The sequence below is a fragment of the Pseudomonas sp. M20 genome (assembly GCF_045037865.1).
In the GTDB taxonomy this organism is placed as follows: Bacteria; Pseudomonadota; Gammaproteobacteria; order Pseudomonadales; family Pseudomonadaceae; genus Aquipseudomonas.
In genome coordinates, this window is record NZ_CP173611.1 from 987,968 (window position 1) to 1,009,954 (window position 21,987).

General features: G+C 60.8%; 10 protein-coding genes. 5 read left to right on the forward strand and 5 right to left on the reverse strand.

From position 1 onward, the window contains the following. The first annotated feature begins 66 nt into the window (after positions 1-66). The 3 genes from ACI514_RS04495 to ACI514_RS04505 all read left to right on the forward strand — a co-directional run bounded on the left by ACI514_RS04495 (position 67) and on the right by ACI514_RS04505 (position 2,681). Positions 67-690 carry a TetR/AcrR family transcriptional regulator gene (locus tag ACI514_RS04495; protein WP_160058875.1) on the forward strand — a complete coding sequence of 208 codons (624 nt, stop codon included), beginning with the start codon at positions 67-69 and terminating at the stop codon, positions 688-690. Between the two features lie 92 nt (positions 691-782). Next, positions 783-1,580, forward strand: a complete 798-nt coding sequence (locus ACI514_RS04500) for a substrate-binding periplasmic protein (protein ID WP_405123146.1) — start codon at positions 783-785, stop codon at positions 1,578-1,580. 87 nt (positions 1,581-1,667) lie between these two features. After that, positions 1,668-2,681: a GNAT family N-acetyltransferase gene (locus tag ACI514_RS04505; RefSeq protein ID WP_160058874.1), complete on the forward strand. Its 1,014-nt coding sequence runs from the start codon at positions 1,668-1,670 to the stop codon at positions 2,679-2,681. Positions 2,682-2,789: 108 nt separating this feature from the next. Here ACI514_RS04505 and ACI514_RS04510 read toward each other — a convergent pair whose 3' ends face one another. After that, the gene (locus ACI514_RS04510; RefSeq protein ID WP_160058873.1) at positions 2,790-3,344 is read right to left on the reverse strand and encodes an RNA polymerase factor sigma-70; all 555 of its coding nucleotides are present in this window, start codon (positions 3,342-3,344) and stop codon (positions 2,790-2,792) included. Between the two features lie 370 nt (positions 3,345-3,714). Between ACI514_RS04510 and ACI514_RS04515 the strand changes: the two genes are divergently transcribed. Together ACI514_RS04515 and ACI514_RS04520 are read left to right on the forward strand one after the other, a co-directional pair. Next, entirely contained in the window at positions 3,715-16,713 is a 12,999-nt protein-coding gene (locus ACI514_RS04515; RefSeq protein ID WP_405123147.1) for a non-ribosomal peptide synthetase, read from the forward strand. 182 nt (positions 16,714-16,895) lie between these two features. After that, a complete protein-coding gene (locus ACI514_RS04520; protein ID WP_160058871.1) occupies positions 16,896-17,708 on the forward strand; it encodes an alpha/beta fold hydrolase in 813 nt (270 codons plus the stop codon). A gap of 81 nt (positions 17,709-17,789) precedes the next feature. On the opposite strand, the gene dsbG is transcribed toward ACI514_RS04520, so the two are convergent. The 4 genes from dsbG to ACI514_RS04540 all read right to left on the reverse strand — a co-directional run bounded on the left by dsbG (position 17,790) and on the right by ACI514_RS04540 (position 21,941). Next, complete coding sequence (dsbG, locus tag ACI514_RS04525) at positions 17,790-18,560, reverse strand: thiol:disulfide interchange protein DsbG (protein WP_405123148.1); 771 nt, start codon at positions 18,558-18,560, stop codon at positions 17,790-17,792. Further along, the gene (locus tag ACI514_RS04530; RefSeq protein WP_405123149.1) at positions 18,536-19,417 is read right to left on the reverse strand and encodes a prolipoprotein diacylglyceryl transferase family protein; all 882 of its coding nucleotides are present in this window, start codon (positions 19,415-19,417) and stop codon (positions 18,536-18,538) included. The genes dsbG and ACI514_RS04530 overlap by 25 nt, the downstream gene beginning before the upstream one ends. Continuing rightward, positions 19,417-21,150: a protein-disulfide reductase DsbD gene (dsbD, locus tag ACI514_RS04535; RefSeq protein WP_405123150.1), complete on the reverse strand. Its 1,734-nt coding sequence runs from the start codon at positions 21,148-21,150 to the stop codon at positions 19,417-19,419. The genes ACI514_RS04530 and dsbD overlap by 1 nt, the downstream gene beginning before the upstream one ends. 98 nt (positions 21,151-21,248) lie before the next feature. Beyond that, positions 21,249-21,941 (reverse strand): hypothetical protein, encoded by a 693-nt coding sequence (locus tag ACI514_RS04540; RefSeq protein WP_405123151.1) that lies wholly within the window; start codon positions 21,939-21,941, stop codon positions 21,249-21,251. Positions 21,942-21,987: the final 46 nt, after the last annotated feature.

Sequence of the window (21,987 nt, forward strand, 5' to 3'; positions counted from 1 at the left end):
GCTTAAATTGCGCGCAACCCTGCGGTTTCAGGGGGCAACAGACTGATCGACTGTAGGAGAGAACGGGTGGACGAGCAAAAAGCCCTGAGGGTCATGCGCGATTTGGTTGATAAAGGCCAATTGACCGACCCCGACAGCGCCCGCGGCAAATTGCTGCAAGTGGCCGCTCACCTGTTCCGTAACAAAGGCTATGAACGCACCACGGTGCGTGACCTGGCCGGCGCCGTCGGCATCCAGTCGGGCAGCATTTTTCATCACTTCAAAAGCAAGGATGAAATCCTCCGCGCAGTGATGGAAGAAACCATCCGCTACAACACTGCGTTGATGCGAGCGGCGCTGGCCGACGCGGCGGATGTGCGCGAGCGCGTGCTGGCGCTGATCCGCTGCGAATTGCAGTCGATCATGGGCGGTAGCGGTGAAGCCATGGCGGTGCTGGTCTACGAGTGGCGCTCGCTGTCCGAAGACGGTCAGGCCAAAGTGCTGGCGCTGCGCGATGTCTACGAGGACATCTGGCTGCAAGTGCTGGGTGAAGCCAAGGACGCCGGATTTATCCGTGGCGATGTATTTATTACCCGACGTTTCCTCACCGGTGCACTGTCGTGGACGACCACATGGTTCCGTGCCGGCGGCAGTTTGAGCCTCGATCAGTTGGCCGACGAGGCGCTGATTCTGGTCCTCGAAGCGCGTTGAAGCACTTTCTATCCGGCCGGGAAACTGGCTAACTGGGCGAAACCGCCTAGCTTGAATGCATTGATCGGTATTTTTTCGGGGAGTGGGGTGTTTTGAAGTCTTCGCCAATTCGGACGGCCGCGGGGTTGTTGCTCGCAGCGCTGGCTGCATTTTGGGTTTTGCCCGCTCAGGCAGCGCAACTGGTTCGGGTCGGCGCGGCGCATTTTCCGCCTTACACCATTCGCCCGGAAAACGGCGCCGACACAGGCCTCCTGCCGCAGTTGGTCGAGGCCCTCAATCGTCTGCAAAGCGACTATCAGTTCGTCCTTGTGCCGACCTCGATTCCCCGGCGTTTCGGTGATTTCAAGCAGGGCCGGATCGACATGGCGATTTTCGAGAATCCCGATTGGGGCTGGAAAGATATTCCGCACACGGATGTCGACATGGGCCTGGAGGACGCCGAGATTTTCGTCGCACAACGCGAAGACGGTCGTCAGCAGAACTATTTTGTCGACCTCTCTGGCAAGCGCCTGGCGTTGTTCAGCGGTTATCACTACGAATTCGCCAGTTTCAACGCCGACCCCAAATATCTCGCACAGAACTACAAGGCCACGCTGACCTATTCCCATGACAGCAACCTGCTGATGGTGCTGCGCGGCCGCGCCGATATTGCCCTGGTGACGCGTTCCTATCTGTTCGATTACCTGCTGCGCAACGAGAAGGTGCGCGACGAGTTGCTGGTGTCGCAGCGTATCGATCAGATCTATCACCACTACGCGATCCTGCGCCCGGCAGCGCCCATTACCGGTGTCGCTTTTGGGAAGCTGCTGCAGGGCTTGCGCGACAACGGTGAAATGCTGAAGATTTTTGATCCTTACAAGATTGCGGTGGTGCCGGTGCCTCATCACTGAGGCACCGATTTCCCGGTAAAGCCTAAATTTTCCTTCCCGGCTCACGTCACATCGTTGAACTGTCGACGATTATCGTGAGCCCGACCCATGTCCAATCTGAATGACCTGAATGCCCTGGCCTTGCCTTCGGGCAGTCAACTGATCGCTGATGCCACCGAAAGCCGTCTAAGCCTGAGCCTGGACGGACAACCGCTGATTCGCCTGCGCCTCGATCGAGAGGCCAAGGGGGCAATCCAGCTCGATGAGCGCTTTGCGCTGCCGCCCGGGCAGGCGCTGTGGGCAGCCTGTTACTGGCTGTTCGCGCGGGATCCGGCGTGCCAACAATTGACTTGGCAATTGGATCAGCCACCGACCGAAGCCTTGCTCAGCGGATTGTTGTTGAGCACCGAAGTGGCCGGCGAGTATCGCTGCGAGCGCACGCTGTTCTGGCAACTGCCGCAACCTTGGCTCGGCACATCGCTGACCGGCAGTTATCCGCAGCAAATGGTCATCAGCCAAGGCAAGCGTCATCCCTTGCGGCCAGTCAAACCGCGCGGTGAAGTGTATCGGCGTTTCGATGCGCGTCTGGGTGCGTGGATTTCCTTGCGTACGGTCGAAATCGAAGAAGATTTGCCGCGTTTCAACCGCTGGCAGAACAGCCCGCGCGTCGCCAGTTTCTGGCAGGAAGAGGGCAGCATCGAGAAGCACCGCGAATACTTGAGCAAGCTCGATGCCGACCCGCACACGCTGACCTTGATCGGCTGCTTCGATGATCAGCCGTTTGCCTATTTCGAAGCCTATTGGGCCAAGGAAGATCGCATCGCGCCGTTCTACGATGCCGACAATTACGATCGTGGCATTCACATGCTGGTGGGCGAGGAAAATCATCGCGGCCCGCACAAAGTGGCGAGCTGGTTATCGGCGCTGGTGCATTACCTGTTTCTGGATGATCCGCGCACTCAGCGTGTGGTCGCTGAGCCTCGGGCGGACAACGCGAAGATGATCGGCCATATGCAGAATCAGTGTTTCCACTGCGAGAAGGAATTCGATTTCCCGCACAAGCGCGCGGCGCTGATGATTCTGGGGCGTGAGCGGTTTTTTGATCGGTGCAAACTGGCCTGAGGTGATTCAAAAGCAAAAGATCGCAGCCTTCGGCAGCTCCTGCAGAGGAATGCATTTCCATGTAGGAGCTGCCGAAGGCTGCGATCTTTTTTATCTGGCGACGCGGTCTTAACGACGACCCGCAATCACCGTATCCCGACGACTGCCCGAGACCTTGCGGCAGTGCACCAGCGCATCACGAATCATGAAGTTGACCAGGGTCGGCGATACGCCGAGTTCCTTGGCGATGTCCTTTTGCGGCACGCCGTGCAGGCGGTACATCTCGAACGCATAGCGCGTGCGGCTAGGCAGTTCGGTCAGCGCGTCGGCGATGTTTTCCAGGGTCGAGAAGTTGATGTGCGAGGTTTCCGGCGAAGCACCTTGAATGACCACGTTCAGCCCTTCCTCTTCAGGGCCGGAGTACTTCTGCTCAAGCGCCTGTTTGCGGTAGTGATCGATGGCGAGGTTGCGCACGATCTGGAACAGATAGCTCAGTTGGGCTTTGATCGACGACGTGATCGGTGGCGCCGATTGCAGTCGGAAAAACGCATCCTGCACCACATCTTCGGCGCGCGACCGACAGCCGGTAATACGAGCTGCAATTTTGACCAGAATCAGTCGATTGTCGACGAATGCCTGAAGTAGCGGTGAATCGCACTTGCTTGTGGATACTTGTTCCGTCATGGAAATCACCTTGCTGCCAAATAGGTTAGTGGGACGCCTGGGGGACGTGGCCGTCCTACACATCGAGCGACAAATTATGTTGAATGATAATGATTGTCAATTGAGAAAGAGAAGTAATGCGCCACAAAGGTGCGTTCTGAGAACTGCGACACGCCGCCACACCCCGGCCCCATTGGCGATGGAGCCTGCCGACTAATTATTTCAAGACGTCATCCGTTCTCATTGGTGAATGGTTCCGGGCGCACAGTCCCGGCCAGACAGCATTCCGATGCCTTGCGCGGTCGGCACAGACCGCGCCCTGCATGCCCTTCGAGGGGCGTGACGCAGCAACCCGATTCCATTAGCAAGCCGAATTCAGGCAGGAAACCTCATGACCGACGCGTTCGAACTCCCCAGCACCCTGGTCCAAGCCCTCCAGCGCCGCGCGACCCTGACGCCGGATCGGCTGGCCTTGCGTTTTCTCGCTGAAAACCCGGAGCAGGCTGTGGTGCTCAGTTATCGCGAGCTGGATCAACGTGCACGCATGATCGCCGCCGCGTTGCAGGCTGATACTGAATTCGGTGATCGCGCGGTGCTGCTGTTTCCCAGTGGCCCGGATTACGTCGCGGCGTTTTTTGGTTGCCTGTACGCCGGCGTGATCGCGGTGCCGGCCTATCCGCCGGAGTCCGCGCGTCGCCACCACCAGGAGCGTTTGCTGTCGATCATTGCCGACGCCGAACCGCGTCTGCTGTTGACCAGCGCCGACCTGCGCGACGCCTTGCAGCAGATCGAAGGCGCGCCGCCGTTGCTGTGTGTCGACACCCTCGACCGAACGCTGGCCGAAAACTGGGTTGAACCAAGCCTGCCGCAAGATCACATCGCGTTCCTGCAATACACCTCCGGCTCCACCGCACTGCCCAAGGGCGTGCAGGTCAGCCACGGCAATCTGGTCGCCAACGAACTGTTGATCCGTCACGGTTTCGGCATCGATGTAAATCCGGATGATGTGATCGTCAGCTGGTTGCCGCTGTATCACGACATGGGCCTGATCGGCGGTCTGCTGCAGCCGATTTTCAGCGGCGTGCCGTGCATTCTCATGTCGCCGGCCTACTTCCTCGGCCGGCCGTTGCGCTGGCTGGAAGCGATCAGCGAGTACGGCGGCACCATCAGCGGCGGGCCGGACTTTGCCTATCGTTTGTGCAGCGAACGGGTCAGTGAATCGGCCCTTGAGCGTCTGGATCTGAGCCGCTGGCGTGTAGCCTATTCCGGCTCCGAGCCAATCCGTCTCGACACCCTCGAACGCTTCGCCGAGAAGTTCGCGGCGAGCGGTTTCAGCGAAACCAGTTTCATGGCCTCGTACGGTCTGGCCGAAGCGACGCTATTCGTCGCCGGCACCCCGCGCGGCACTGGCATCCCGGCACTGCGCGTGGACGATCAGGCGCTGGCGCAAAACCGCGCCGAGCCGGGCGAGGGCAGTCCGATCATGAGTTGCGGCATCAGCCAGCCGGAACACGCCGTGCTGATCGTCGAGCCGAGCAGTCTCGAAGAACTGGCCGACAACGCTGTCGGTGAAGTCTGGGCTGCCGGCCCGAGCATCGCCTACGGTTACTGGCGCAACCCCGAAGCCAGCGCCAAGACTTTCGTTCAGCACGCTGGCCGCACCTGGCTGCGCACCGGTGACCTGGGCTTCATGCGCGACGGTGAGCTGTTCATCACCGGGCGCCTGAAAGACATGCTGATCGTGCGTGGGCATAACCTCTATCCGCAGGACATCGAGAAGACCGTCGAAAACGAAGTGGAGGTGGTGCGCAAGGGTCGCGTCGCTGCGTTCGCGGTCAATCAGAAGGGTGAAGAGGGCATCGGCATCGCCGCGGAAATCAGCCGCAGCGTGCAAAAAATCCTGCCGCCGGAAGCCCTGATCAAAGCCATTCGCCAAGCCGTGGCCGAGGCTTATCAGGAAGCGCCGAGCGTGGTGGTACTGCTCAATCCGGGCGCGCTGCCGAAAACCTCCAGCGGCAAATTGCAACGCTCCGCGTGCCGCAATCGTCTGGCCGATGGCAGCCTCGACAGCTACGCGGTGTTCCCGTCGACTGCATCCGAAACTCAAGAGTCGACCACCATCGGCTCGGAACTCGAAGCCTTGATCGGCAAGATCTGGGCCGAGCAACTCAACGTCAAACAGGTCAACGCCGACGACCACTTCTTCCTGCTCGGCGGCAACTCGATTGCTGCCACCCAAGTGATTGCCCGGGTCCGTGAAGAGCTTGGTCTGGAGCTGAACCTGCGTCTGCTGTTCGAAGCGCCGACGCTGGCCGAGTTCGCCGCAGCCGTGGCGCAACAGCAACAGGACGGCGGCAGTGCCCAAGGCGCAATCACCACGCTATCGCGCAGCGAGCCGATGCCACAATCGCTGGCGCAAAACCGCTTGTGGATCACCTGGCAACTCGACCCGCAAAGCAGCGCCTACAACATTCCCGGCGGCCTGCGCTTGCGCGGCGAACTCGATGAAGACGCCTTGCGCGCCAGCTTCCAGCAACTGATCGAACGCCACGAATCGCTGCGCACCCGCTTCTTCGAGCGCGACGGCGTCGCTCTGCAAAAAGTCGATGCCGCCGCCGAATTCAACCTGCAACTGATCGACATCAGCGACCTGCCGGTGCATGAGCGCGAAGCCCGCGCTCAACAAATCCGCGAAGACGCAGCGCGCACCCAGTTCGACCTGGAAAAAGGCCCGCTGCTGTGGGTGACGCTGGTGCGTCTCGACGACGAAGATCACCAACTGCTCGTGACCCTGCACCACATCATCGCCGACGGCTGGTCGCTGAACGTATTGATCGACGAATTCTCGCGCCTTTACGCCGCAGCCTCGCAAGGGACGACCGCCAACCTCGCGCCACTGCCAACTCAATACGCCGACTACGGCAACTGGCAGCGCCAATGGTTGGCACAGGGTGAGGGCGAGCGACAACTGACATACTGGAAAGCGCAGCTGGGTGAGGAACATCCAACGCTGGAACTGGCCACTGATCATCCACGTTCGGCGCAAAAAAATCGCAGCGCAGCACGCCACACTGTGCGTCTGGGTGTCAGCCTCAGCGATGCGATCCGCAACACGGCTCAGGCTCACGAGTCGACACCGTTCATGCTGCTGCTCTCGGCATTCCAGAGCCTGCTGCACCGTTACAGCGGTCAGCGCAATATCCGCATCGGCGTGCCCAATGCCAACCGTCCACGCCTGGAAACCCAAGGTCTGATCGGCTTCTTTATCAACACCCAAGTGCTGCGTGCAGAAATTCATTCGCGCCAGTCGTTTGTCGAGCTGCTGGCCCAGACCCGTCAAGCTGCACTCGGTGCGCAAGCGAATCAGGATCTGCCCTTCGAACAACTGCTCGAGGCCTTCCCGCAAGCCCGCGAACAAGGCCTGTTCCAGGTCATGTTCAACCACCAACAGCGCGATCTGAGTGCGCTCAAGCGCCTGCCGGGTCTGCTCGCCGAAGAACTGCCGTGGCACAGCCGCGAAGCCAAGTTAGACCTGCAACTGCACAGCGAAGAAGACCGTAGTGGCCGGCTGACCTTGTCGTTCGACTATGCCAGCGAATTGTTTGACGCCGCGACCATCGAACGTCTTGCCGAGCACTTCAGCAACCTGCTGCGCGAAGTCTGCGAACACCCGCAACAAGCCATCGGTGATCTGCAACTGCTGACCACCAGCGAGTACGATCAGCAACAAGGCTGGGGCGTTGCACCCTGCACCCCGGCGCAACAATGGCTGCCGGAACTGCTCAACGAGCAAGCGCGGCTGACCCCGGAACGCACCGCGCTGGTATGGGACGGCGGCAACCTCGACTTCGCCGAACTGCACGCGCAATCCAACCGTCTCGCGCACTATCTGCGCGACAAAGGCGTCGGCCCGGATGTCTGCGTGGCTATCGCCGCCGAGCGTTCGCCACAACTGTTGATTGGCCTGCTGGCGATCATCAAGGCCGGCGGCGCTTATGTGCCGCTGGACCCGGAATACCCGGCCGATCGACTGGCTTACATGCTCAGCGACAGCGGTGTCGAACTGCTGCTGACCCAGACCGAATTGCTCGACCGTTTGCCGGCCAGCGACGGCGTCAGCGTCATCGCCATGGACGCCTTGCACCTGGAAAACTGGCCGAGCCAGGCGCCGGGTTTGCACCTGCACGGCGACAACCTCGCCTACGTGATTTACACCTCGGGCTCCACCGGCCAACCTAAAGGCGTCGGCAACACTCACGCCGCGCTGGCCGAACGTCTGCAATGGATGCAGAACGCTTACGCGCTCAACGAAACCGATGTGCTGATGCAAAAGGCACCGATCAGTTTCGATGTGTCGGTGTGGGAATGCTTCTGGCCGCTGATCACCGGTGCGCGTCTGTTGATCGCCGGTCCCGGCGAACACCGCGATCCGCATCGCATCGCGCAACTGGTTCAAGCCTATGGCGTGACTACCCTGCACTTTGTGCCGCCGCTGCTCTCGCTGTTTATCGACGAACCGCTGAGCGCCGAATGCACCAGCCTGCGCCGGGTATTCTCCGGCGGTGAAGCGCTGCCTGCCGAATTGCGCAATCGCGTAATCGCGCAACTACCAGCAGTGCAATTGCACAACCGTTACGGCCCGACCGAAACCGCGATCAACGTCACCCACTGGCACTGCACCTCTGCCGATGGCGAACGTTCGCCGATCGGTCGTCCGTTGGGCAATGTGATTTGCCGCGTGCTTGACGCCGATCTCAATCCAGTGCCGGCCGGTGTGCCGGGTGAACTGTGCATCAGCGGTATCGGTCTGGCTCGCGGCTACCTCGGCCGTCCATCGTTGACCGCAGAACGTTTTGTCGTCGATCCAATGGGCGAGCAGGGCGCGCGGTTGTACCGTACCGGTGACCGTGCGCGCTGGACCTCTGATGGCGTGATCGAATACCTCGGTCGCCTCGATCAGCAAGTCAAACTGCGTGGCTTCCGCGTTGAACCGGAAGAGATCGAAGCTCGTCTGCTCGCCCAGGACGGCGTCGCTCAAGCCGTGGTGCTGGTGCGCGAAACCGCTGCCGGTGCGCAGTTGATTGGCTACTTCACCGCCCTTGAGGCCAGCGAAGATCAGGATGAGCAAATTGCTCGCCTGAAAACCGCGCTGGCCGCCGAGCTGCCGGAATACATGGTTCCGGCGCAACTGATGCGTCTGGACGCAATGCCCCTGAGCCCGAGCGGCAAACTCGACCGCCGCGCCTTGCCCGAACCGCAATGGCAAGTGCGTGAACACGTCGAGCCGGTAAGTGAACTGGAACAACAGATCGCCGCGATCTGGCGCGAAGTGCTCGGTCTGGCACGAGTCGGTCTGCGCGACGACTTCTTCGCCCTCGGTGGTCACTCGCTGCTGGCCACGCAAATCATCTCGCGCACCCGTCAGGCCTGTGACGTCGAACTGCCGTTGCGGGCCTTGTTCGAGCACAGCGAACTCGGTGATTTCGCCGAACAGATCCGCCTGATCCAGGCCAGTGGCCGCACCAACAAACAGCCGCCGATCGACAAGGTTGACCGCAGCAAACCGGTGCCGTTGTCCTACTCGCAACAGCGCATGTGGTTCCTCTGGCAGATGGAGCCGGACAGCCCGGCGTATAACGTCGGCGGCATGGCGCGTCTGCGTGGCGTGTTGCATGTCGAGCGTTTTGAGTCGGCGTTGCAAGCGCTGATCCTGCGTCACGAAACCCTGCGCACCACATTCCCGAGCGTCGACGGCGTCGCCCGTCAGCAGGTGCATGCCGAGACTGGTGTGCGCATGGGCTGGAAGGACTTCTCCAAGTCCGCCGCCGATGTGCGCGAGCAAAAGGTTCAGCAATTCGCCGACGAAGAGGCGCATCTGCCGTTCGATCTGGAAACCGGCCCGCTGCTACGCGCCTGTCTGGTGAAGACCGCCGAGCAGGAGCATTACTTTGTCCTGACTCTGCACCACATCGTCACCGAAGGCTGGGCGATGGATATTTTCGCCCGCGAACTCAGTGCGCTTTACGAAGCGTTTGTCGATGACCGTGATTCGCCGCTTGAGCCGCTGCCGGTGCAGTACCTCGACTACAGCGTCTGGCAGCGCAACTGGCTGGAATCCGGCGAGCGTCAGCGCCAACTCGACTACTGGACCGCGCAACTCGGTCGTGAGCATCCATTGCTGGAGTTGCCGGGCGACCGCCCGCGTCCGCCGGTGCAAAGCCATCAGGGTGAGCTGTTCCGTTTCGATCTGAGCGACGATCTTGCCGCGCGGGTTCGTGCGTTCAATGCGCAAAACGGTCTGACCCTGTTCATGACCATGACCGCCGCACTCGCCACCCTGCTTTACCGCTACAGCGGCCAGACCGATCTGCGCATCGGCGCACCGGTGGCCAACCGCATCCGCCCGGAAAGCGAAGGGCTGATCGGTGCGTTCCTCAACACCCAAGTGCTGCGTTGCCAGCTCGACGGCATGATGTCGGTCGGCGAATTGTTCGAGCAGGTGCGTCACACCGTGATCGAAGGCCAGTCGCATCAGGATCTGCCGTTCGATTATCTGGTTGAAGCCTTGCAGCCGCCACGCAGCGCCGCGTACAACCCGCTGTTCCAGGTGATGTGCAACGTGCAGCGCTGGGAATTCCAGCAGAGCCGCATGCTCGCCGGTATGACCGTCGAATATCTGGCCAACGATGCGCGGGCGACCAAGTTCGACCTCAACCTGGAAGTCACCGACCTCGACCATCGCCTCGGTTGCTGCCTGACTTACAGCACCGATCTGTTCGACGAGCCGACCATCGCGCGCATGGCCAAGCATTGGCGCAACCTGCTCGAAGCGTTGATCGCCGATCCACAACAACGCCTCAGCGAATTGCCGCTGCTCGATCAACCCGAGCAACAGCAACTGCTCGACAGCCTCGGTATCGAGCCGGGCGAGCATCGTCTCGACCAGTGCATTCATCACCTGTTCGCCGAACAGGCGCTGGCACGCAAAGACGCGCCGGCCCTGACCTTCGCCGGGCAGACCCTGAGCTACGCCGAACTCGACGCCCGCGCCAATCGCTTGGCCTGGGCCTTGCGTGAGCGTGGCGTCGGCCCGCAAGTGCGCGTCGGTCTGGCGCTGGAGCGTTCGCTGGAAATGGTCATCGGCTTGCTGGCGATTCTCAAGGCTGGCGGTGCGTATGTGCCGCTGGACCCGGAATACCCGCTCGACCGTCTGCATTACATGATCGACGACAGCCGCATCGGTTTGCTGCTCAGCGATCGCGCGATGTTCCAGGCCCTCGGCGATCTGCCGCCAAGCGTGACGCGTTGGTGCCTGGAAGATGACAGCGCAGCACTCGCCGCTTACCCGGCCACTGAGCTGCCATTTATCAGCCTGCCGCAGCATCAGGCGTACCTGATTTACACCTCGGGTTCGACTGGCAAGCCGAAAGGTGTGGTGGTCTCCCACGGCGAAATCGCCATGCACTGCCAAGCCGTGATCGAGCGTTTCGGCATGCGCCCGGACGATTGCGAACTGCACTTCTATTCGATCAACTTCGACGCCGCCACCGAGCGTCTGCTGGTGCCGCTGCTCAGCGGCGCGCAGGTGGTGTTGCGTGCGCAAGGTCAGTGGGACGCGGAAGAGATCTGCGGTTTGATCCGCACGCATAAAATCAACGTGCTCGGTTTTACCCCGAGCTACGGTAGCCAGTTGGCGCAGTTCCTCTCGACGCAAAACGAAATCCTCCCGGTGCGGATGATCATCACTGGCGGCGAAGCGTTGACCGGTGAACACCTGCAGCGCGTTCGTGCGGCGTTCAAACCGGCGATGTTCTTCAACGCCTACGGCCCGACCGAAACCGTGGTCATGCCCTTGGCCAGTCTGGCGCCGGAGGTGCTGGAAGAGGGCGCCGGCAGTGTGCCGATCGGCAGCGTGATCGGTGCGCGCGTGGCGTACATTCTCGACGCCGATCTGGCGTTGGTGCCGCAAGGTGCGACCGGTGAGTTGTTCGTCGGCGGCGCCGGTCTGGCACAGGCCTATCACGATCGTCCGGGCATCACCGCCGAACGTTTTGTCGCTGACCCGTTCGCCACCGATGGCGGGCGCATGTACCGCACCGGCGACCTGGTGCGCCAGCGTGCCGATGGTTTGGTGGAATACCTGGGCCGGATCGACCATCAGGTGAAGATCCGTGGTTTCCGTATCGAGCTGGGCGAAATCGAAACGCGCCTGCTCGATCACGACTCGATCCGCGAAGCCGTGGTGCTCGCCCTCGACGCGCCGAGCGGCAAGCAATTGGTCGGTTACCTCGTCACCGAAATCGCCGAGCAAAGCGAAGCCAATCAGGCTGAACTGCGCGACGCCCTCAAGTCGCACCTCAAGGCGCAACTGCCGGATTACATGGTGCCTACGCACCTGATTCTGCTGGCGAGCATGCCGCTGACCGCTAACGGCAAACTCGACCGCCGCGCCTTGCCGGCGCCGGATCCTGAGTTGAATCGTCAGGACTACGTTGCCCCAAGTAATGAGCTGGAACAGACCTTGGCGCAGATCTGGTGCGAAGTGCTCAACGTCGAACAGGTCGGCCTCAACGACAACTTCTTCGAACTCGGCGGCGATTCGATCCTGTCGATTCAAGTGGTCAGCCGTGCACGGCAGCAGGGCATTCATTTCAGCCCGCGTGATCTGTTCCAGCATCAGACCGTGCAGACCCTCGCCGCCGTGGCCAGCCGCACCGAGCAGGTGACGGCCGAGCAAGGTCTGGTGGTTGGCGAATCGGCGCTGACGCCGATTCAGCATTGGTTCTTCGACACCGAAATTCCTGCGCGTCAGCACTGGAACCAGGCGTTGTTGCTGGAACCGACCGTGCTGCTGGAAGCGCATCGTCTGGAGCAGGCGCTGTTGGCCGTGATCGAGCAGCATGATGCCCTGCGTCTGCGCTTTACCGAGGCCAACGGCGAGTGGCAAGCCACGCACCAACCGGTGTCCGATGCAGCCGTGCTGTGGCAAGTGCGCGTGACCTCGATGGACCAGTGTGAAGCACTGTTCGCCGATGCCCAGCGCAGCCTCGACCTGGAACAAGGTCCGTTGGTCCGCGCTGTGCTGGTCGATGGCCCGCAAGGTCAGCAACGCCTGTTTATCGCGATCCATCACTTGGTCGTCGACGGTGTGTCGTGGCGCGTCTTGCTCGACGATGTGCAAACCGTGTACCGCCAACTCGACGCCGAACAAGCGGTGAAACTGCCGGCGAAAACCAGCGCTTTCAAGGACTGGACGGCACGCCTGCAGGCTTATGCCGGCAGCGAATCCCTGCGCGAAGAACTCGACTGGTGGCAGACCCAACTGGCCGGCCCGAACGCCGACCTGCCTTGTGAAAATCCGCAGGGAGGCCAGCAGAATCGTCACGCACAAACCGTTAGTGTGCGTCTCGATGCCGAGCACACCAGACAGTTGCTGCAACAGGCTCCGGCGGCTTACCGCACGCAGGTCAACGACTTGCTGCTGACCGCACTGGCGCGCGTGCTGTGCCGCTGGAGCGGTCAACCGTCGACGCTGGTTCAACTGGAAGGCCACGGCCGCGAAACCCTGTTCGACGAGATCGACCTGACCCGCACCGTCGGCTGGTTCACCAGCGCTTACCCACTGCGCCTGACTCCGCACAATATCGAAGAGGCTGCGGGGCAGGGCGCTTCGATCAAGGCGATCAAGGAGCAACTGCGCGCGGTGCCGCACAAAGGCCTCGGCTATGGCGTGCTGCGTTATCTCGCCGATGACCTGAGCCAGCGCAGCATGGCCGCGCTGCCGAACGCGCCGGTCACCTTCAACTACCTCGGCCAGTTCGACCAGAGTTTCGGCAGCGATGCGCTGTTCCGTCCGCTGGATGAAGCGGTCGGTGCCGCCCACGATCCGCAGGCGCCATTGCCGAACGAGTTGAGCATCGACAGCCAGGTTTACGGCGGTGAATTGCTCCTGCGCTGGACCTTCAGCGCCGAGCGTTACGAGGCGCGAACCATCAACGATCTCGCCGATGCCTACCTCGGCGAGCTGCAAAGCCTGATCGCCCATTGCCTGCAAGACGAGGCCGGTGGGCTGACGCCGTCGGACTTCCCGCTGGCCAGACTGACTCAGGCGCAACTGGATGCCTTGCCGGTGCCGGCCGCACACATCGAAGACGTTTATCCGCTGACGCCGATGCAGGAAGGCATGTTGCTGCACACGTTGCTCGAACCGGGCACCGGTCTGTACTACATGCAGGATCGTTACCGCATCAACAGCGAACTCGACGCCGAGCGTTTCGCCCAGGCCTGGCAAGCGGTGATCGCCCGCCACGAAGCGCTGCGTGCGTCGTTCTGCTGGAACGTCGGCGAAGACATGCTGCAAGTGATTCATACGCCGGGTCGTACGCCAATCGAATATCTGGACTGGAGCGCCATTGCCGAAGCCGAGCAGGAACCGAAGCTGCAAGCGCTGTTGAAAGACGAGCGCGAGGCCGGTTTCGATCTGCTCAATCAGGCGCCGTTTCACCTGCGCCTGATCAAGGTTGGCGCAGCGCGTTACTGGTTCATGATGAGCAACCATCACATCCTCATCGATGCCTGGTGCCGTTCGTTGCTGATGAATGACTTCTTTGAGATCTACACTGCTCTGGGCGAAGGTCGCGAAGCACAATTGAGCATGCCCCCGCGTTATCGCGATTACATCGGCTGGCTGCAACGCCAGAGCCTGGCCGAAGCGCGGCAGTGGTGGCAGCAGAACCTGCAAGGGTTCGAGCGCACCACGCCGATCCCGAGTGACCGGCCGTTCCTGCGCGAACATGCCGGTGAAAGCGGCGGGATGATCGTCGGCGACCGCTACACCCGCCTCAATGTCGAGGACGGTGCGCGTCTGCGGGAACTGGCGCAGGCGCATCAACTGACCATCAACACGTTTGCTCAAGCAGCGTGGGCCTTGGTGCTGCGCCGCATGAGCGGCGATCGTGATGTGCTGTTCGGCGTGACCGTGGCCGGGCGGCCGGTGGAAATGCCGGAGATGCAGCGCACGGTCGGCCTGTTCATCAACAGCATCGCCCTGCGGGTGAAAATGCCTGAGGACGATCAGCGCAGCAGCGTGCGTGAGTGGCTCAGTGGCTTGCTCGACAGCAACATGCAGCTGCGCGAGTACGAATACCTGCCGCTGGTGAACATTCAGGAACAGAGCGAACTGCCGAAAGGCCAGCCGCTGTTCGACAGCCTGTTCGTCTTTGAAAACGCGCCGGTGGAAGTCTCGGTGCTGGATCGCGCGCAGAGCCTGAACGCGACCTCGGATTCGGGCCGAACCCACACCAACTTCCCACTGACGGCGGTGTGCTACCCGGGCGATGACCTTGGTCTGCATCTGTCGTACGACCAGCGCTACTTCGACGAATCGACCATCGAGCGCATGCTCGGCGAGTTCAAACGTCTGCTGCTGGCGTTGGTCGATGGCTTCCATGGCGACATGGCCGATCTGCCGCTGCTGGGTGCAGAAGAACAGGACTTCCTGCTGCACGGTTGCAACCAGAGTGCCCACGACTATCCGCTGGACCAAAGCTACGTCGCGCTGTTTGAAAAGCAGGTCGCTGCGCATCCGCAGCGTATCGCCGCGACGTGCCTTGATCAGCAACAGAGCTACGCCGAGCTGAACCACAACGCCAACCGTCTCGGTCATGCCCTGGTCGCGGCCGGTGTGCAGATGGATCAACCGGTGGCGCTGCTCGCCGAGCGTAATCTCGATCTGCTCGGCATGATCATTGGCAGCTTCAAGGCTGGCGCGGGTTATCTGCCGCTGGATCCGGGCCTGCCGAGCCCGCGTCTGCAACGCATCATCGAGCTGAGCCGCACGCCGGTGCTGGTCTGCTCCAAAGCATGTTTTGAACAGGCGCAGACGCTACTGGATGAATTCAGCTGCGCCAATCGCCCACGCTTGCTGGTGTGGGAAGAGGTACAAGCGGCGGCGATGTCGGCGCAGGATTTGGGTATTTACAGCGGCCCGGACAACCTCGCTTACGTGATCTACACCTCGGGTTCGACCGGCCTGCCGAAGGGCGTGATGGTCGAGCAGCGCGGCATGCTCAACAACCAGTTGAGCAAGGTGCCGTACTTGAATTTGAGCGACGCCGACGTGATCGCCCAGACCGCTTCGCAAAGCTTCGATATTTCGGTCTGGCAGTTCCTTGCCGCACCGTTGTTCGGTGCGCGCGTGGACATCGTGCCGAATACGATTGCCCACGATCCGCAAGGTTTGTTGGTGCATGTGCAGGCGCAGGGCATCACCGTGCTGGAGAGCGTGCCATCGCTGATTCAGGGCATGCTCGCCGCGGATCGTCTGAGTCTGGATGGCCTGCGCTGGATGCTGCCGACCGGTGAAGCGATGCCGCCGGAACTGGCGCACCAATGGCTGCTGCGTTACCCGGACATCGGTCTGGTCAACGCTTATGGTCCGGCGGAATGTTCCGATGACGTGGCGTTCTTCCGCGTCGACATGGCGTCGACGCGCGGCAGTTACTTGCCGATCGGTACGCCGACCGACAACAACTTGCTGTACCTGGTCGATGGCGCGCTGGAACTGGTGCCGCTGGGCGCGGTGGGTGAGTTGTGCGTGGCGGGTACGGGCGTCGGACGCGGTTATGTCAGCGATCCGCTGCGCACCGCGCCAGTGTTTGTGCCGAACCCGTTCGGTGCGCCGGGCGAGCGTCTGTATCGCACCGGTGACCTGGCGCGGCGCCGCAGCGACGGTGTGCTGGAATACGTTGGCCGGGTTGACCATCAAGTGAAGATTCGCGGTTACCGCATCGAGCTGGGTGAGATCGAGGCGCGTCTGCATGAGCAACCGGAAGTGCGCGATGGTGCGGTCGGTGTGCAGGAAGGCGTCAACGGCAAACACTTGGTCGGTTATCTGGTTGCTGCTGACACCGCGCTTAATCCGAGTGAACGCCTGGAGCGGATCAAACAGCGCCTGCGCGCCGAACTGCCGGAATACATGGTGCCGCTGCACTGGTTGTGGCTCGATCAGCTGCCGCTGAACGCCAACGGCAAACTCGACCGCAAAGCCCTGCCTGCGCTGGAGATCGGCCAGTTGCAGAGCCAGGATTATCTGGCCCCGCGCAATGATCTTGAACAGAGGCTGGCTGATATTTGGGCCGAGGTGCTAAAGGTCGAAACGGTCGGTGTACGCGACAACTTCTTCGAGCTGGGCGGGCACTCGTTGCTGGCCACGCAGATCGCCTCGCGGGTGCAGAAAACCCTGCAACGTGACGTGCCGCTGCGGGCGATGTTCGAGTGCAGCACGGTGGAGGAATTGGCCGAGTACATCGATGGGCTGGCGGCGAGTGACATCACCGAGGAGAAGGTCGACCGCTTGAATGATCTGATGGCGGAGCTGGAGGGCTTCTAGTTCTTTAGCGCCTGCATTGGCCTCATCGCGAGCAGGCGAAGGCCTACATTTTGGAATGCGTTCCCTGTAGGAGTGAGCCTGCTCGCGATGAGGCCGGTACATTCATGTACATTTCCAAGGTTGACGATAAAGAACCGGCACCTCAGTCTGCCGGTTCTCTTTTTTTGTCGCGGGGGTGGTCGATGCCTTTTTTCACGGTTGACGGACAAGCGCTGCATTACATTGATCAAGGCTCAGGCCCGGCGGTGTTGCTGGCCGGAAGCTATCTATGGGACCAGGCCATGTGGGCGCCGCAGATTGCCGCGTTGTCGCCGCACTATCGGGTGATTGCACTGGATCTGTGGGGCCATGGCGAGTCGGGGCGGTTACCCGAAGGCACGACTTCACTGGACGACATCGCCCGTCAGGCGCAGGCCCTGCTCGATCATCTGGACATCGATCAGGTCACTCTCGTCGGGCTGTCGGTTGGCGGCATGTGGGGCGTGCGTCTGGCTTTGTCGGCACCGCAACGGATCAACGGTCTGGTGCTGATGGACACCTACGTCGGCGTTGAGCCGGAACCGACTCGTCAGTACTACTTCTCGCTGTTCAGACAGATTGAAGAAACCGGCGAAATCTCCGAGCAATTACTGGATATCGTCGTGCCGATTTTCTTCCGTCCGGGGATCGATCCGCAGTCGGCGCTGTATCAGGATTTCCGCGCGAAACTGGCGGCGTATTCGTCTGATCGACTGCGCGAAAGCATCGTGCCGATGGGGCGTATCACCTTTGGTCGCGATGATTTGTTGCCACGTCTGGGCAAGTTGAATGCGGCGACCACGCTGGTCATGTGCGGCGACCAGGACAAGCCGCGACCACCGTCGGAAGCAAAGGAAATGGCGGAGTTGATCGGTTGCCCGTGGGTACTGGTGCCGGAAGCGGGGCATATCTCCAATCTGGAGAATCCGCAGTTTGTCACCGAGGAGCTGTTTACCTTTCTGGCTGACCGCCGTTGAAAAGATCGCAGCCTGCGGCAGCTCCTACAGAAAACGCGCTCCATGTAGGAGCTGCCGCAGGCTGCGATCTTTTGATTTTGCTTATTTAGGCCCGAGAATCTTCGCCAACTTGTCCGGCGAAGGCGCGCCTTGCTGCTGTTGCAACTCGCCTTTGTCATCCATATAGAAGATTGCCGGCGTCGCCTGCAATTCCAGGTCTTCCATCAACTGCATGTTCGCCGCCAATTTGGTCTGCACAGCCGCTGGAATATTTTTCAGCGCTTTTAGCGAACTGCCCTTGCCAGCCTTTTCGTGATCTTCCAGGGCCTTGGCCGGATCTTTCGCTGCCAGCAGCGCTGCCGATTTACCCGGGCTGTCCTCGCGGATGATCCCGACCATGATGTGCCGCAATTGCACCTTGCCGGATTTCACCCACGGCCGCGCCTGTTCCCAGAACATGTTGCAGTAAGGGCAGTTCGGATCGCTGAACAGGTACACGGTGCGCGGTGCATCCTTGTTGCCGTCCTGAATCCAGTTGCTCGCTTCGAACTTGGCCCAGACTTCCTTGGCCATCGGCGCATACACCATTTTTTGCAGCGGCTCGCTGCTCAGGTCTTTGCCGTCGGCGTCGTACATATTGCCGAGAATGACATGCTTGCCATCCGGGGTCAGGTACAGCGCCATGCCGCGATTCTGATACTGCGCCGCATAACCACGCAAACCATCGGGGGCATCGAACTGACCGACGATTTTCGCGCCTTTGGCTTCGATCTGCTTGATCGCCGCAGGCAATTCTTCAGCGGCCTGCACCGACGGCAAGTGCAGCAAGGCGCTGCCCAGAGTCAGCGTCAGCAGGTGGCGGAGGCGGGGCATGGCAGTTTCCTTGCAGAGGTGGCCGGTGCAGTGGCCGGGTTCGAATTCGGGGTTGGGGTGTCGAAGTTTTCCAAGGCGCGCGCCAGGCTGGCGTTGGATAACTCGCCCAGGTGACTGCTCAGCAGCCTGCCGTCAGGGCTGTAGAACAGCGTAGTCGGCAATGCCATGGAACCCACGGCCTGACCTAGCCGACCGCTGCGATCGAACAGCACGTTGTTCAGGCTCAGGCCCTGGGTCTCAAGAAATGTCGCCACGCTTTGCATGCTTTCGGCCTGATTGACGAACAGGAAGGTCAGGTCCGGACGTTGTTGCTGGGCATTCTCCAGGACTGGCATCTCGCGCCGGCACGGCGGGCACCAGGTCGCCCACAGATTGATCACTAGCGGGCCGCCCTGATAGTGGCTGAGCTGGATGGTTTCCCCGGCCGCGTTGCGCAGAGAGATGTCCGGAAGTCGGGTGCCTTGTTCATAGATGTTTAACGACAACGTCGCCAATAGCCAGAACGCCACGCCGCTGGCCACGCCAAAACCCAGTGGACGACGCAGCCCTGGACGACGCCAGCCGCGATACAGCGCCGCCAGCAGCAACACAATCACACCCGGCCAGGCGAGGAAACCACCGTCACGCAAATCAATGATCTGCCACGGGTCATTGCGATAGTGCGACCAGTACAGCAGCACAAAGGCAATTCGCGCCGCGAGCATGCCCAGCAGAAACAGACTGAACAATGCCGACTCGGGGTTATCGCCGCCACGCTTGGCCACCCGCCAACCGACAAAGGTCGCCAGCGCCAGGGCACTGATCAGCAGCAGGTGATTAAGCGCGATGGCAAAAGTGCCGAGGGTGAGAGTCAACATTAATTGGCGTCCCGGGTGGTGGCCCAGCGTTGCAGGAAGGTCTCGGCATCGACTTCGCCGGTGATGCGCTGGCTGCGGCGTTCTTCGCCATCAGTGCCGATCCAGACAAAGCTCGGTGGCCCTGGCACTTTGTAGCGGCTGAGCAATTCACGGCTGGCGGCATTGTCGGCAGTGACATCAAGGCGCAGCAGGCGTACATCACTCAACGCCTGCATGACCTTGTCTTTGCCGAACACCTGCTTCTCCATGACTTTGCACGAGACACACCAGTCGGCGTAGTAGTCGAGCAGTACCCACTGGCCCTGAGCTTTGGCGGCCTCGAGTTCGCGTTGCAGCGCCGCCGGCTCCTTGATCGTGGTGAACGCGTCATGAGCCGATGGCTGCGCTGCGCTGGCGCGGCCGGCGCTGTAGACCTGCAAAGGCTGATACGGATCATCGCTGCCGCCTGCCGCACCAATCACCAGCAAACTGCCCCACAGCCCGAGCAACAGCGAGCTGGCGCCGAACAACTGCGCGACGCGGCCAAAACCTTCGGATTGTTTCCAGGCACAGAACGCGGCGATCAACAGCAGTGCGCCGCACAGGCCCAGCCACAACGAAGCATCCAGCACCGGACGCAACATCAACAGCGCCGTGGCGAGAAAGAGGAAACCGAACACGCCTTTGAGCAGATTCATCCAGGCGCCGGGCTTGGGCAGGAAGCGATTGCCCACGGTCACCAGCAACAACAATGGCACACCAATGCCGATGCCCAGCGAAAACAGAATCAAACCGCCGTGCAGCGCGTTGCCGCTCTGCGCGATATACAGCAACGCTCCCGCCAGCGGCGCGGTCATGCAAGGCCCGACCAGCAGACCGGACAACGCACCGAGCACCCCGGCGCCAATCAGGCTGCCACCGCTGCGACTGCGCGAGGCATGTTCAAGACGATCACGCAGGGCCACCGGCAATTGCAGTTCAAAGAAACCGAACATCGGCAAGGCCAGCACCACAAAGATTGTGGCGAACGTGCCGAGCAGCCAAGGGTTCTGCAACCACGCCTGCAGATTCGCGCCGAGCAGCGCAGCGATCACGCCCATCGCCGCATACACCAGCGCCATGCAAATCACGTAACTGCCGGCCAGCGCGAAACCGCGACGCGGGGTGGCACCACTGCCGACTACCATGCCGGCCAGAATCGGCAGCATGGGTAAGGTGCACGGGGTGAACGCCAGCAACAGACCGAGGCCGAAAAACACCAGCAGACTCCAGCCCAGCGCCCGTTGTTGCAGACTACTGGCCAACGCCTGATCCGGTGCTTCTGCGCTTGCAGCCACTGCGGCTTTGCCGCCCAGATCGATGACCCGGGTTTGCGGCGGGTAGCACAGGCCGGCATCGGCACAGCCCTGATAGCTGACTTTGATCTGGCCTGTGGCGGTTGCCGGGATTTTCACTTCCAGCCCTTGGCGATAGACCGGTTGCTCACCGAAAAACTCGTCGCTGTGGGATTCGCCTTCAGGCAGCGCAGGCTGCTGTGCTGCGCTCAGTCCGTCGAGTTTCAGGCGTTTCTGATACAGGTAATAGCCGTCGGTGATTTGCCAGAACAGCTGGGTTTCACCGGACTCCAGGCGTTCGGAGGTGAGTACGAATGCCTGGTCGACCGGCAGAAATTCCGGTTTTGTCTCAAACGGATTGTTTCCAGCCTGTGCCAGGCTGGAAATCAGTAGGGCAAACAAAAGAAAAAAATGACGCATGGAGGAGCCTTGTCCCTGTGCAGATGGGATGCAGAATGGGCAGCGGCGATTAACCGATAATTAACCGTATCCTACAAGGCCCTCCGGGCTTCGGCCAATCAGCCTCGCAGCAGTCCGGGCCAGTTCTGGTCATTGATGGTTTTCGGTCCGGCGACCAGACGGTCGGACTGAATGTTGTAAGTCAGGTATTGGTTATCGGTCAGGAAGATGTACCAGTAGCTGTCGGCGAAAGTCCGGTCATTTTGCGCTGCCGTGATGATGCGGTCCTTGTACGGTTTCAGCGCGCCAAGTTGATAATCCCCGAAGGGTTTGTAAGTCAGGGTCTTTGCCTTGTAGTTAAACGATAGATAGTGCCCGTCGTTGAGGATGAATCTGAACAGGAACGGGTGCCCGGTTAGTTGGAACCAGGTACCGGCGATGATTTTGTCGAAGTAGGGCAGTATTGGCTTCCAGATTGAATCGGAAACTTTATAGAAGGCATCGACCTTGTCTTTGTCCTGATTATATTTACACACCATGGGTGTGGTTCCCTGGTAGAAGAACAACCAGGCAATATCCTCATCGGACGAGGTGTTCCAGCCGAATGAAGTGGTTGTCAGCCCGAAACGCAAGTCTTTGGCATGGGGGCCAAAGCTGTCCCAGCTAGCGCCGACCGATGCGGGATAGTTGGCGGATACTTCGTTGTCACCGAGATCGAATCGGGAATAGGTGTCGCTGTCCTTGAAAAAGAAATAAATACGGTCAGGGCCGGAGCGCCAATCGATAGCGACGAAGTTTTTTAGTTGAGGCATGTTTATTAAATCCCTTTAAAAAAAGTATGTAGTTGGCGGACAGAAA